Source organism: Pseudomonas sp. B5(2017) (assembly GCF_002112825.1).
GTDB lineage: Bacteria > Pseudomonadota > Gammaproteobacteria > Pseudomonadales > Pseudomonadaceae > Aquipseudomonas > Aquipseudomonas putida_Z.
Genome location: NZ_NEIR01000011.1, coordinates 78,390 through 92,037, shown reverse-complemented (window position 1 = coordinate 92,037; position 13,648 = coordinate 78,390). Strand labels below are relative to the sequence as shown.

The window sequence follows — 13,648 nt, the reverse complement described above, 5'->3', positions numbered from 1 at the left end:
AGGAATACCAACCCATGGATCTGGCGAACCTTAGCGCCTTCATTGCGATTGCCGAAACCGGTAGCTTTTCCGGGGCGGCCGACCGCCTGTTCCTGACCCAACCGGCCGTCAGCAAGCGCATCGCCGGGCTGGAACAGCAACTGGATGTGCGCCTGTTCGACCGGCTGGGCCGCGAGGTGACCCTGACCGAGGCCGGCCGCGCCTTGCTGCCCCGCGCCTACCAGATCCTCAACGTCCTCGATGATACCCGGCGCGCACTGACCAATTTGACCGGTGAAGTGAGTGGTCGGCTGACCCTTGCCACCAGCCACCATATCGGCTTGCACCGCCTTCCCCCGCTATTGCGGGCTTTCACTCGGGAATACCCGGCAGTGGCGCTGGATATTCAGTTCATGGATTCGGAACAGGCCTACGACGAAATCCTCCATGGCCGCGCCGAGATTGCCGTTATCACCCTGGCGCCCGAGCCGCACCACCTGGTCAAGGCCGTGCCGGTGTGGGACGACGCCCTGGACTTCGTCGCCGCTCCCGAGCACCCGCTGGCCAACAACCATACGGTCAGCCTGGCCGACGTCGCCCGCCACCCGGCCGTGTTCCCCGGCGGCAACACCTTTACCCACCATATTGTCCAGCGCCTGTTCGAAAGCCAGGGCCTGACGCCGAACATCGCCATGAGCACCAACTATCTGGAAACCATCAAGATGATGGTGTCGATCGGCCTGGCCTGGAGCGTGCTGCCGCGCACCATGCTCGACGAACAGGTTGCACCCATCGCCTTGCCGGGCATACAGCTGTCACGCCAGCTAGGCTACATTTTGCACACGGAGCGTACGCTATCGAACGCGGCCAGGGCATTCATGGCCCTGCTCGACAGCCACGCAGGGCCCGCCTGACCGGTCGTCAGCCCGGTATTGCCACCTCCAAGGACGCGTCACACGCCAAAGGTCTGGTACCGATGCCCAAATCAGCGAATCGCTTTTTGCGCCTGCCGCGCATACCTGCGGCCGACCCTCAGGAGTCCGAGCAGGCCTGGCAGAACGCCCCGCAATTGCTGGCCGCGCTCAACGGCGCGCGGCTGGGGGCCTGGCTATGGGATATCGAAAGCGGCCGGGTCAGCTGGTCACGGGGCACCCAGGCCCTGTTCGGCTTCGACCCGCAGCGCCCGCTCCCCGCCGATGTCGACTACCTCGACCTGCTGCCCGAGGAAGACCGCGCGCGTACACGCCAGGTGTTCCAGGCAGTGTTCAACGGCGAACCGGTAGAACAGGCCATGCGCCACCGTATCCGCTGGCCGGACGGCAGCCTGCACTGGCTGGAGATCAACGGCAGCCTGACCCACGACCCGAACGGCCGGCCGCAGATGATCGGGGTGATCCGTGAAATCACCCGCCAGCGCGAGCGGGAAACGGCGCTGATCAATTCGGAAAAACGCTTCGCCACCCTGTTCCACCTCAGCCCCAATGCCATTTTGCTCACCCGCCGCCACGACGGCATGATCTTCGAGGTCAACCAGCACTTCGAAGACATGTTCGGCTGGCCCGGCAGCCAGGTGATCGGCAAGACCAGCCTGGAACTGGGCCTGTGGGTCAACCCCGAACAGCGCCACCAGATGCTGGAATCGACCCGGGCCAACAGTGGCCCGCTGATCCTCGAGGTGCAGTTCCGCGCCATCAGCGGCAAGGTGCATGACGGCATCCTCTGCACCCAGGGCATCGAGCTGGAAGGCGTGACCTACCTGATCAGCACCTTCGTCGACACTACCGAACGCAAGCGCGCCGAGCAGGCCCTGAAGGACAGCCAGGAGCGCCTGGACCTGGCCCTGGACTCGGCACAACTGGGCACCTGGGACTGGCATATCCCCAGCGGCATGCTCTACGGCTCGGCCCGGGCCGCACAGCTCCACGGCCTGCCGCCCATTCCCTTTCACGAATCGTTCGACGCGTTTTTCGAAGGGGTACCGGAGCAGGAGCGCAACTCGATGCGCCAGGCCTACCGCAGCCTGCGCGAAGGGCCTGCCGGCAACTACCAGATCACCTACCGGGTACAACTGGAGAACGGCATCTCGCGCTACATCGAAAGCCGAGCCCGGCTGTACCGCGACGAGCAGGGCAACCCGCTGCGCATGGCTGGCACCTTGCTCGACATCACCGACCAGGTGGAACGCGAACAGCGCCTGAGCGCCTCGGAAGAGAAGTTCGCCAGCCTGTTCCAGGTCAGCCCCGACCCGATCTGCGTCACTCGCCAGGACACTGGCCAGTTCATCGAGATCAACCCGGCGTTCACCCAGACCTTCGGCTGGGGCACCGACCAGGTGATCGGCCGCACTGCCGAGGAAATCGGCCTGTGGGCGGAGTCAGTCGAGCGCGCACAACGCATCGAGCGGGTGATCCGCGAGCAGGCCCTGAGCAACGTCGCCGTGGTGGTCAACCACCGCAATGGCGCACCGCTGACCTGCGTGATTTCCAGCCGCCTCATCACCGTCGATGACCAGCCTTGCAGCGTCACCACCCTGCGCGACATCACCCAGCAGCAGCGCGCCGAGGCGGCGCTGAAGTCCAGCGAGGAGAAGTTTGCCAAGGCCTTCCACTCCAGCCCTGACGCCATCACCATCACCGAACGCTATAGCGGTCGCTACCTGGAAATCAACGACGGTTTCTGCCGCCTGACCGGCTACAGCACCGCCGACGTGGTCGGCCACACGGTGTACGAGATCGGCATCTGGGCCGACGACAAGCAGCGCAGCGCCCTGCTGGCCGAGTTGCGCGAGCGTGGCCGGGTGCATCATCGCGAGATGCTCGGGCGCAACAAGCGTGGCGATATCCTTACCGTGGAGGTGTCGGTGGAGCCGATCACCCTCAACGAGGTGGATTGCCTGCTGCTGACCGCCCGCGATGTCAGCCAGCTGAAGAACGCCCAGGCACAGATTCGCCACCTGGCCTACCACGACCCGCTGACCAACCTGCCCAACCGTGCCCTGCTGATGGACCGCCTGAGCCAGCAGATCGCCCTGCTCAGGCGCCACAACCTGCGCGGCGCCCTGCTGTTCCTCGACCTTGACCACTTCAAGCACATCAACGACTCGCTGGGCCACCCGGTGGGCGACACGGTGCTGAAGATCATCACTGCGCGGCTGGAAGCCAGCGTGCGCGTGGAAGACACCGTGGCGCGCCTGGGTGGCGACGAGTTCGTGGTACTGCTCAGCGGCCTGGAAGGCAGCCGCGAGCTGGTCGAAGAGAAAGTCCGCGGGCTGGCCGACACCCTGCGCGAACTGCTGGCCGAGCCGATGTCGCTGGACGGCCAGCGCCTGCAGGTGACACCCAGCATCGGTGTGGCGCTGATCCCTGACCACGGCGCCACCCCGGCCGACCTGCTCAAGCGTGCCGATATCGCCCTGTACCGGGCCAAGGACTCCGGGCGCAACACCACCCAGCTGTTCCATACCACCATGCAGAAGGCTGCCAGCGAGCGCCTGCGCATGGAAAACGACCTGCGCCTGGCCCTGGCCCGCGGCGAGCTGGCGCTGCACTTCCAGCCACAGGTGGATGCCCGCGACAACCGCATCGTCGGCGCCGAGGTGCTGCTGCGCTGGCATCACCCGCAACTGGGTCAGCAGCCACCCGCGCAATTCATTCAGGTGCTGGAAGAAAGCGGCCTGATCCTTGAAGTTGGCAGCTGGATCCTCGACGAAGCTTGCGATGCCTGCGCGCGCATGCTCGGCGACGGGCTGATCGACGCCGATGATTTCAGCCTGTGCGTGAACATCAGCCCACGGCAGTTCCGCCAGAACGACTTTGTCGGGCGGGTGCTGCGCAGCCTGGACGATTACCGCCTGCCACGGCAGATGCTGAAGCTGGAAATTACCGAAGGCATCGTCATCCAGAACCTGGAAGACACCATCAGCAAGATGCGCGAACTGAAGCGCTACGGGGTGAGCTTTGCCATGGATGACTTCGGCACCGGCTATTCCTCGCTGACCTACCTGAAACGCCTGCCAGTGGATGCGCTGAAGATCGACCAGACTTTCGTACGCGATGCACCGGTGGACCCCAACGACGCCGAAATCGTCCGCGCCATCGTCGCCATGGCCCGCAGCCTGGACCTGGCGGTGATTGCCGAAGGGGTGGAGCTGACCGAACAGCTGGAGTTCCTGGAACGGCTGGGGTGCCACCTGTACCAGGGGTACTTGCACAGCCGGCCGCTGCCGTTGCCGGAGTTCCGGCAGATGTTGCTGGAGGCGCCGGCGGATTACTGACCGAACGACTGACGCGACTTTGGTGACGCTGACGCAGCCCCTGTAGGAGCGGCCTTGTGTCGCGATGGGCTGCGCAGCAGCCCCGGCAATCGATGCTGGAACCAAGATTTTGGGGCTGCTGCGCAGCCCATCGCGACACAAGGCCGCTCCTACAAGGGGACCGTGGGAACGGACACAAAAAAGGGCACCCCTGGGGGTGCCCTTTTTCACATCTACACGATCAGTTCAGCGCTGGCTTGTCGCCGTTGATCGGAATGCGCTTGGCCTTGGCTTCTTCAGGCACGATGCGCAGCAGGTCGATGCTGAGCAGGCCATTGGCCAGGCCGGCGGCCTTGACTTCGATATGGTCGGCCAGGCGGAACGACAGCTTGAAGGCGCGCTGCGCGATACCCTGATGCAGGTAGGTCACTTCAGCAGCGCCATTGTCGCGCTTGCCACCGGTCACGGTCAGGACACCTTTTTCAACCTGCAGGTCGAGGTCCTCTTCCTGGAAACCGGCTGCAGCAACCACGATGCGGTAGTGGTCATCGCCATGCTTTTCCACGTTGTAGGGCGGGTAGCTGCTACCAGCCTCGTTACGTGCCGCGGATTCGAACAGGTCGTTGAAACGATCGAAACCAACGGAATGGCGGAACAGTGGAGCGAGAGAGAAAGCGGTGGTCATGGTCATGAACTCCTGAGATTCAGCAAGTAAGTCATTACGCGACCCGACTTCGGCATCGCGTACTCAAGAGATATGGCCGAGGGAAATGCTTTCAAGGGGGGAGCAGAAAAAATCTGGATTCCTGCGTTGGGCTTGATGGCCTCTTCGCGGGTAAACCCGCTCCCACAGGGAGCTCACACATTCCAAAACCTGCGCCGAACCTGTGGGAGCGGATTTACCCGCGAAAGGGCCGGATCAGGCAACACAAGCTTCGATGGAAACCGCCTCAACCCCCAGCAACCTGCTGATCCGCGCACAGTCATCCTCCCGACGCAACTCGGCAAACAGCACAACCGCTTCGGGATAACTGCGGGTCAGCATCGCCAGCCACTGCTTCATCCGCCCCGGCGCATAGCGCGGCGACAACTTGTCCTGAGCCTGGCGCCAGAACTCGCGCAGCAATGGCAGCAGGTCGTCCCAGCTCATCGGCTGGTACTCCCGCCCGTCACGCGCCGCGGCAATCTGCAGCCCCAGGTCGGGGCGCGAAACCAGCCCACGGCCCAGCATGATGTCTTCAGCGCCACTGACCTCACGACAGCGCCGCCAGTCGTCCACGGTCCAGATCTCGCCATTGGCGAACACCGGCACCTTGACCACATCCTGCACCCGCGCCACCCACTCCCAGTGGGCCGGCGGCTTGTAGCCCTCGACCTTGGTCCGCGCATGCACCACCAGGTGCGCCGAGCCGCCTTCGGCCAGCGCCGTGGCACACTCCAGCGCGCCATCGGGGCTGTCGAAACCCAGGCGCATCTTCGAGGTGACCGGGATATCCGCCGGCACGGCCCGGCGCACTTCACGCACAATGGCGTGCAGCAGTTCCGGCTCCTTGAGCAGCACCGCTCCACCACGCGACTTGTTCACGGTCTTGGCCGGGCAACCAAAGTTCAGGTCGATTACCGGCGCGCCCAACTCGCAGGCCAGCGCGGCGTTTTCCGCCAGGCACACAGGGTCCGAGCCCAACAGCTGCACACGCATGGGCACCCCTGCGGCAGTCCGCGCGCCATTGCGCAACTCGGGTGCCAGCTTGTCGAACGAGGAAGGCGGCAGCAGGCGGTCGCACACGCGAATGAACTCGGTGACGCACCAGTCGATACCGCCCACGCGGGTCAGCACGTCGCGCAGGATGTTGTCGACCAGCCCCTCCATGGGGGCCAGGGCAATTTGCATGTCGGGGTCTCGGCGGAAAAAGCCGGCAGTCTAACAAAAATTGCCGGTGTTTCAGGCGCCGATCAGCGCCGGGCCGTAACCGTCGAGAAACTCCGCCGGCATGCGCCTGGGCTTGCCACTGGAGAGCTCGATGCAGGCAAAGGTGGTCTGGGCGCGCAGCAAGGTCACGCCGTCGCGCGGGCGCTTGAGCTGGAAGCGCCGGGTCATGCGCAGGCGCTGGTCCCAGTCGATGATCCAGGTGGCCAGTTGCAGCTCGTCGTCCTCGTAGGCAGCGGCCAGGTAGTCGATTTCGTGGCGCACCACGGCCATGGCCCGGTCCAGCCGGCGATATTCGGCCAGGTCCAGGCCCAGGCGCTGAGAGTGGCGCCAGGCGCAGCGCTCCAGCCAGGTGACGTAGACCGCGTTGTTGGCGTGGCCAAGGCCGTCGATATCCTCGCTGCCGACGCGCAGGTCGATGACGAAAGGTGTTGCCAGGTCCCAGCTCATGTTCGCTTCCTTGGAGCAAAAGTGGATTTAGCAGGGACCGCCGTGGGAAAGTCCAGCCCTTCTGCACTTGCCTGCGGGGCTACGCGGTCCCTGTAGGAGCGGCCTTGTGTCGCGATGGGGCGCGCAGCGGCCCCCAAAATCTCAGTCCCGACACAGATTGCCGGGGCTGCTGCGCAGCCCATCGCGACACAAGGCCGCTCCTACAGGGACCGCGCCAGCCCGGGCCAGCAACTCCAGCACCGCTGCACTCAGGCGCGGATCGGACAGCACCCGCTGGTGGCCACCCGCCTCCAGCAGCATCAAGCGGCTATCGAACCAGGCCTTGTGGATGACCTGGGCCTCATCGGCTGCCACCAACGCATCATCGGCGGCATGCACCACCAGCCCAGGCAACTCCAGCTGGTAACCCGTCACATCCAGCCGAGCAATCTGCATGCCCACATCCCGCTCCACCTGGCGGATGAATGCCGCCCGCGCCCGCGCTGGAAGCCCCAGGCGATGGGCAAAGCCACGCAGTACGCCCAACAGCCGCGCCGGAGCGGCAATGCTGACCGCTGCCTCTGTGCGCAGCCCCATCTGCAGGGCCAGCAATACACTCGCGCCGCCCATGGAATGGCCAATAACCGCGCGCAGCGGCGGCAGTTCGGCGGCAGCCTCCAGCAGCGCTCGGGCAAACAGCACCACATTCGCCTGCTCGCCGGGCGAACGCCCATGCCCCGGCCCCTCCAGCGACACCACGGTATGCCCGGCCTGGACCAAGGTTTCGATCAACGCGGCAAACTGGGTCGGGCGCCCTTCCCAGCCGTGCATCAGCAACACGGTCGGCCCCTTGCCCCAGCGCAAGGCCGACAAACCGAAGCGCAGGGTGATGCGCTCGGCGCTGGCCAGCACGGGCAACTCCCAATCCCGTGGCGGCAGGTTGCGCGGGGTCATGAAGGCACGGCGCATCTTGCCCGCGACGTGCTCGGGGGCCAGGCGGCCCAGGGTGCCATTGACACCACGAATCCAGCTCAGGGTAGTCATCGCCATGCTCCAGGGTTAAAGCACCGCCGATTTGGCGGCGCGCAGAATACGATCAGACAGCTCGCTGGTGCCCAGGGCACGGGCCAGCGCCAGCCCGCCAACCATCAGGGCAAGGTCGGCCAAAGCCTTGTCGGCGTCCTCGGGGCGGTCGACCATGGCAGCAGCCATCAACTCGATGTGCTCGGCCAGCACCTCGCGGAAGGCCTCCGGCAGGCGCTGCATCTCGCCCAGCGAGTTGGGCAGCGGGCAGGCATGCACTTCGGCATCACGGTGCTTGCGCGACAGGTAGAAGGCACTGGCCAGCGCCCGCCGCCCGGCGCCATCCAGGCTGGGGTCGATCTGCGCGAGCAAGGCGCGGCGCTCGCCCAGCAACTGGCGGAACGCTTCGAGCATCAACTCGTCCTTGCTGTCGAAATGGGCGTAGAAGCCACCGACGGTCAGGCCTGCCGCCCCCATGACCTGGCTGACGCTAGGCTCGGCCGGGCCGTGCTGGATCAGCGCACTTCGCGCCGCCTCGAGAATGCGTTCGCGGGTTCTGCTCTTCTTGTCGCTCATCAGGCCACTCGCCGATCAAAATATGATGATCGAAATATTATTCGCATAATATTTTTTGGCAAGCAGAATCTGCAGCCGCTGTCGGTCGCGAAATTTTGAATAGGGAAGAAAAACAAAAGGCCCATTCAATAATCGAATGAGCCTTAAAAGTCCCGCAAAACGCGGGTAAACGTGGCGTCCCCTAGGGGACTCGAACCCCTGTTACCGCCGTGAAAGGGCGGTGTCCTAGGCCACTAGACGAAGGGGACGTAACCTTCGTGCCGATCCGCTTGCGCGAACCGCGGCAGAAATGGTGGAGCTAAGCGGGATCGAACCGCTGACCTCCTGCATGCCATGCAGGCGCTCTCCCAGCTGAGCTATAGCCCCGAAACAAAAGACTCATCAGTAATCGACGAGCCTTTAAAGCCCTGCAAAACGCAGGAAAAGTGGCGTCCCCTAGGGGACTCGAACCCCTGTTACCGCCGTGAAAGGGCGGTGTCCTAGGCCACTAGACGAAGGGGACGTAACCTTCGTGCCGATCCGCTTGCGCGAACCGCGGCAAAAATTGGTGGAGCTAAGCGGGATCGAACCGCTGACCTCCTGCATGCCATGCAGGCGCTCTCCCAGCTGAGCTATAGCCCCGGATTTCTAGCCTCTCGGCCCAGCGACATCCTGAAACATCGCTTGTGCAAAACTGGCGTCCCCTAGGGGACTCGAACCCCTGTTACCGCCGTGAAAGGGCGGTGTCCTAGGCCACTAGACGAAGGGGACGAACCTTCTTACCTTCAAGACCCGGTTGCTTGACCCGGTCTTGCCCGACAGCCTTGGCTGCCAGACGGAATTTGGTGGAGCTAAGCGGGATCGAACCGCTGACCTCCTGCATGCCATGCAGGCGCTCTCCCAGCTGAGCTATAGCCCCACAATGTCGCTTTGAACCGAAGCGCTGGCTGGGTGCCTGGCGTTTCGTTTTCGTTCATCGCTGTGGACGGGGCGCATATTAAGATCGGATTGCAGGGCTGTCAAACGAATTTTTCAAAATATTCAAAAAATTTTTCACAGATAACAATCACTTACCGCCCTGCCCTTGCCAAAACTGAACAGTGAGCCCTGTGGGAGCGGGTTTACCCGCGAATGCGACGGAAAACGCACCATCGTATTCGCGGGTAAACCCGCTCCCACAGGTTCGGCTTATAGCCTCGGGACCACTGTCAGGCGATGGAGGCCAGCAGCTTTTCCCACTCTTTGTTTTCTTTCTTCGACACACCACCCAGCAGGTCCAGCGCCTGGCGCAGACGGTAGCGGGTCAGGTCCGGGCCAAGGATTTCCATGGCATCCAGTACCGAAACCGAGCTGGCCTGGCCGGTAATGGCGGCAAACATCAGCGGCATGGCGTCACGCAGCTTCAGCTCCAACGCCTCTACCACCGCCTGGATGCAACCGGTGATGCGCTCCTTTTCCCACTGACGCAGGCTTTCGAGCTTCCACAGGATCAGCTGGATCACCTGGCGTACCTGGTCGGCCGACAGTTTCTTGCTTTCGAACAGCTTGGCGTCCAGCTTCAGCGCGCCTTCGAAGAAGAACCCACCCAGCGGGGCAACCTGGCTGAAGGTTTCCACCCGACCCTGCACGTGCGGGGCGATCTTCATCATGTAGTCGCTGTTGAACGCCCACTTCTGCAGGCGCGCGACGAACTCCTCGACCGGCAGTTCGCGCAGCCACTGGCCGTTCAGCCAGGACAGCTTCTCGATGTCGAAGATCGGGCCGCCCAGCGAGATACGCGACAGGTCGAAGTGCTCGACCATCTCGGCCAGCGAGAACTTCTCGCGCTCGTCCGGCATCGACCAGCCCATGCGGCCCAGGTAGTTGAGCATCGCCTCGGGCATGAAGCCCATGCGCTCGTAGAAAGTCACCGAGGTCGGGTTCTTGCGCTTGGACAGCTTGGACTTGTCCGGGTTACGCAGCAGCGGCATGTAGCACAGCTTGGGCTGTTCCCAGCCGAAGTATTCGTACAGCTTGATCAGCTTGGGTGCCGATGGCAGCCACTCTTCGCCGCGCAGCACGTGGGTAATGCCCATCAGATGGTCGTCGACCACGTTGGCCAGGAAGTACGTCGGCAGGCCGTCGTTCTTCATCAGCACCTGCATGTCCATGCGGTCCCACGGGATCTCGACATCGCCACGCAGCATGTCCGGTACCACGCACACGCCTTCGCTCGGCACTTTCATGCGGATCACGTGCGGCTCGCCAGCGTCCAGGCGGCGCTGCACTTCCTCGGCGCTCAGCAGCAGCGCGCGGCCGTCGTAGCGCGGGGTTTCGCCACGGGCTTGCTGCTCGGCGCGCATCTGCTCCAGCTCTTCGGCGGTGCAGAAGCAGTAGAAGGCATGGCCGGCGTCAACCAGCTCCTTGGCGTACCTGGCGTAGATCTCGCCACGCTCGCTCTGCCGGTACGGGCCGTGCGGGCCGCCGACGTCCGGGCCTTCGTTCCATTCGATGCCGAGCCAGCGCAGGGCATCGAAGATCTGCTGTTCCGACTCGCGCGTGGAGCGCAGTTGGTCGGTGTCTTCGATGCGCAGGATGAACTCACCGCCGTGCTGCTTGGCAAAGCAGTAGTTGAACAGGGCGATGTAGGCGGTGCCGACATGGGGGTCGCCGGTAGGCGATGGCGCGATACGCGTGCGTACGGTGGTCATGGAGAGTCTCGAACGAAAGATGAAACAAAGGCGGGATGTTAGCAGGAGGCAGGCACCGGGCTCCAGCAATGGCGCGAACGTCACTTGTCGACCGGCCATGTGCCGCTGTTAAATTTATTTACATTTCTGGAACGATAGTCCTCATGCCTGCCCAACTCAAACGCCGCCTGCTGGTCTTCTTCACCGTGGTGGCCGTCATCGCCCTCGCCTTCCTGGGCCACTGGTACTTCAAGGGCCGCTTCTACGAAAGTACCGACAACGCCTACGTACAGGGCGAGATCACGCGCATTTCCAGCCAGTTGGGCGCACGCATCGACGAGGTGCGGGTCGAGGACAACCAGCACGTCAGGAAAGGCGACCTGCTGGTGCGCCTGGAGGCCGCCGACTTCGAACTGGCCGTGCAACGCGCCCGCGCCGCCCTGGCCACCCGCGAAGCCGAACAGGTGCAGGCGCAAAGCCGCCTGACCCAGCAAGCCAGCCTGATCGCCGCCGGCCAGGCCCAGGTGGCGGCCAACCAGGCCACCTCCGACCGCTCGCGCCTGGACCTGAGCCGTGCCGAGAAGCTGCGCAAGCCAGGTTTCGTATCGGAAGAGCGGGTCACCACCCTGTCCGCAGACAGCCATGTCGCCGGCTCGCAGGTCGACAAGGCCCGTGCCGACCTGCAAAGCCAGCGCCAGCAGGTCAATGCGCTGGCCGCCGAGCTCAAGCGCCTCGACGCGCAGATCGCCAACGCCCGCGCCGACCTGGCCCAGGCCGAACTGAACCTGACCCGCTGCGAAATCCGCGCACCGATCAGCGGCAGCATCGGCCAGCGCAACGCGCGCGATGGCCAGGTGGTACAGGCCGGTGCCTACCTGCTGTCGATCGTGCCGGACGAAGACATCTGGGTGCAGGCCAACTTCAAGGAAACCCAGATCGGCCGCATGCAGCCCGGCCAGCGTGCCGAACTGCTGTTCGACAGCTACCCCGACACACCGATCGAAGGCCGGGTCGACAGCCTGTTCGCCGCCTCCGGCGCGCAGTTCAGCCTGCTGCCGCCCGACAACGCCACCGGCAACTTCACCAAGGTGGTGCAGCGCATCCCGGTCAAGCTGACCTTCCGCGCCGACAACCCACTGCACGGGCGCATCCGCCCTGGCATGTCGGTGACCGCCACCGTCGACCTGCGCAGCGAAGACGAAGGCCACAATGGCCGGTGACCAGCTGCTCAGGCCCACCGCCGAGCCGACCCGGCGCGACTGGATCGCGGTAATGAGCGTGATGCTCGGCGCCTTCATGGCGGTGCTGGACATCCAGATCACCAACTCGTCGCTCAAGGACATCCAGGGCGCGCTGTCGGCGACGCTGGAGGAAGGCTCGTGGATTTCCACCTCTTACCTGGTCGCGGAGATCATCATGATCCCGCTCACCGCCTGGCTGGTGCAGCTGCTGTCGGCGCGGCGCCTGGCGGTGTGGGTATCCGGCGGTTTCCTGTTGTCGTCGCTGTTGTGCTCGATGGCCTGGAACCTCGAGAGCATGATCCTGTTCCGCGCCCTGCAGGGTTTTACCGGCGGTGCGCTGATCCCGCTGGCCTTCACCCTGACGCTGATCAAGCTGCCCGAACACCACCGCGCCAAGGGCATGGCCATGTTCGCCATGACCGCCACCTTCGCCCCCTCCATCGGCCCTACCCTGGGCGGCTGGCTGACCGAGAACTGGGGTTGGGAATACATTTTCTACATCAATATCCCGCCGGGCCTGGTGATGATCGCCGGCCTGCTGTACGGGCTGGAAAAGAAGGACGCGCACTGGGAACTGCTGAAAAGCACCGATTACGCCGGAATCGTCACCCTGGGCCTGGGGCTTGGCTGCCTGCAGGTGTTCCTGGAGGAAGGCCACCGCAAGGACTGGCTGGAGTCGCAGCTGATCGTCGGCCTGGGCAGCATCGCCCTGGTCAGCCTGATCACCTTCGTGATTCTGCAGTTTTCCAAGCCACACCCGCTGATCAACCTGCGCATCCTCGGCAACCGCAACTTTGGCCTGTCGAGCATCGCCAGCCTGGGCATGGGGGTGGGCTTGTACGGGTCGATCTACCTGCTGCCGCTGTACCTGGCACAGGTGCAGGGCTACAACGCCTTGCAGATCGGCGAGGTGATCATGTGGATGGGTATCCCGCAGCTGTTCCTGATCCCGTTGGTGCCGCAACTGATGAAAGTGGTGTCGCCCAAGGTGTTGTGTGCCCTGGGGTTCTGCCTGTTCGGCGCCGCCAGTTTCGGCTCGGGGGTGCTCAACCCGGACTTTGCAGGGCCGCAGTTCAACCATATCCAGATCATCCGTGCCATCGGCCAGCCAATGATCATGGTGACCATCTCGCTGATCGCCACGGCGTATATACAGCCGCAGGATGCGGGTTCGGCGTCGAGCCTGTTCAATATCCTGCGTAACCTGGGCGGTGCGATCGGCATTGCGCTGCTGGCCACCCTGCTGGATGCACGGACGAAGGTGTATTTCGATTACCTGAGGGAGGCGGTGGTGCCGAGCAACCCGCAGGTGGCGGAGCGGTTGGCGCAACTGGCGGAGCGGCTGGGCAATGACAATGCGGCGCTGGGCAAGTTGAGCGAGATCACTCACCAGCAGGCGTTGATCATGGCCTACAACGATGCGTTCCACTTTGTGGGGATCGGGTTGGCGGTGAGCATGGTGGCGGTGTTGTTGACGCGGAAGTTGCCAGAGGGGCTGAAGGCTGGGGAGGCCCACTAAATGGGTTGTCGCCTGAGCCCGCCTCTTCGCGGGTAAACCCGCTCCCACAGGTAC

General features: G+C 63.9%; 10 protein-coding genes and 6 tRNA genes. 4 read left to right on the top strand and 12 right to left on the bottom strand.

The genetic code is table 11. From position 1 onward, the window contains the following. The first annotated feature begins 14 nt into the window (after positions 1 to 14). Both CAG00_RS17710 and CAG00_RS17705 read left to right on the top strand, forming a co-directional pair. Complete coding sequence (locus tag CAG00_RS17710) at positions 15 to 893, top strand: LysR family transcriptional regulator (protein ID WP_025338235.1); 879 nt, start codon at positions 15 to 17, stop codon at positions 891 to 893. Between the two features lie 62 nt (positions 894 to 955). Next, on the top strand, positions 956 to 4,252 hold the full coding sequence (locus tag CAG00_RS17705; RefSeq protein WP_085664935.1) for a PAS domain S-box protein: 3,297 nt from the start codon (positions 956 to 958) through the stop codon (positions 4,250 to 4,252). A 220-nt stretch (positions 4,253 to 4,472) separates the two neighbouring features. Here the strand turns inward: CAG00_RS17705 and CAG00_RS17700 are convergent, their stop codons facing one another. The 12 genes from CAG00_RS17700 to gltX form a co-directional block, all read right to left on the bottom strand. Then, the gene (locus tag CAG00_RS17700) at positions 4,473 to 4,916 is read right to left on the bottom strand and encodes an Hsp20 family protein (RefSeq protein ID WP_084785084.1); all 444 of its coding nucleotides are present in this window, start codon (positions 4,914 to 4,916) and stop codon (positions 4,473 to 4,475) included. 234 nt (positions 4,917 to 5,150) lie between these two features. Beyond that, on the bottom strand, positions 5,151 to 6,122 hold the full coding sequence (locus CAG00_RS17695) for a tRNA-dihydrouridine synthase (protein WP_085664934.1): 972 nt from the start codon (positions 6,120 to 6,122) through the stop codon (positions 5,151 to 5,153). Positions 6,123 to 6,173: 51 nt separating this feature from the next. Beyond that, entirely contained in the window at positions 6,174 to 6,608 is a 435-nt protein-coding gene (locus CAG00_RS17690) for a thioesterase family protein (protein WP_046617041.1), read from the bottom strand. Between the two features lie 141 nt (positions 6,609 to 6,749). Continuing rightward, a complete protein-coding gene (locus CAG00_RS17685) occupies positions 6,750 to 7,631 on the bottom strand; it encodes an alpha/beta fold hydrolase (protein WP_085664933.1) in 882 nt (293 codons plus the stop codon). A gap of 15 nt (positions 7,632 to 7,646) precedes the next feature. Further along, positions 7,647 to 8,186 carry a TetR/AcrR family transcriptional regulator gene (locus tag CAG00_RS17680; RefSeq protein ID WP_013971594.1) on the bottom strand — a complete coding sequence of 180 codons (540 nt, stop codon included), beginning with the start codon at positions 8,184 to 8,186 and terminating at the stop codon, positions 7,647 to 7,649. A 172-nt stretch (positions 8,187 to 8,358) separates the two neighbouring features. After that, positions 8,359 to 8,434 (bottom strand) — tRNA-Glu (locus CAG00_RS17675). Positions 8,435 to 8,476: 42 nt separating this feature from the next. Next, a tRNA-Ala gene (locus CAG00_RS17670) sits at positions 8,477 to 8,552 on the bottom strand. A 60-nt stretch (positions 8,553 to 8,612) separates the two neighbouring features. Next, positions 8,613 to 8,688, bottom strand: a tRNA-Glu gene (locus CAG00_RS17665). Between the two features lie 43 nt (positions 8,689 to 8,731). After that, positions 8,732 to 8,807: transfer RNA gene (locus CAG00_RS17660), tRNA-Ala, on the bottom strand. Between the two features lie 53 nt (positions 8,808 to 8,860). Next, a tRNA-Glu gene (locus tag CAG00_RS17655) sits at positions 8,861 to 8,936 on the bottom strand. Positions 8,937 to 9,008: 72 nt separating this feature from the next. Further along, positions 9,009 to 9,084, bottom strand: a tRNA-Ala gene (locus tag CAG00_RS17650). Between the two features lie 289 nt (positions 9,085 to 9,373). Then, positions 9,374 to 10,855 carry a glutamate--tRNA ligase gene (gene gltX / locus CAG00_RS17645; protein ID WP_085664932.1) on the bottom strand — a complete coding sequence of 494 codons (1,482 nt, stop codon included), beginning with the start codon at positions 10,853 to 10,855 and terminating at the stop codon, positions 9,374 to 9,376. A 143-nt stretch (positions 10,856 to 10,998) separates the two neighbouring features. Here gltX and CAG00_RS17640 point away from each other — a divergent pair, with 143 nt between their 5' ends. Further along, positions 10,999 to 12,054, top strand: coding sequence for an HlyD family secretion protein (locus CAG00_RS17640; RefSeq protein WP_085664931.1), 1,056 nt, complete (start codon positions 10,999 to 11,001; stop codon positions 12,052 to 12,054). Continuing rightward, positions 12,044 to 13,594 carry an MDR family MFS transporter gene (locus CAG00_RS17635; RefSeq protein WP_061552352.1) on the top strand — a complete coding sequence of 517 codons (1,551 nt, stop codon included), beginning with the start codon at positions 12,044 to 12,046 and terminating at the stop codon, positions 13,592 to 13,594. Before CAG00_RS17640 ends, CAG00_RS17635 begins: the two co-directional genes overlap by 11 nt. Positions 13,595 to 13,648 lie beyond the last annotated feature (54 nt).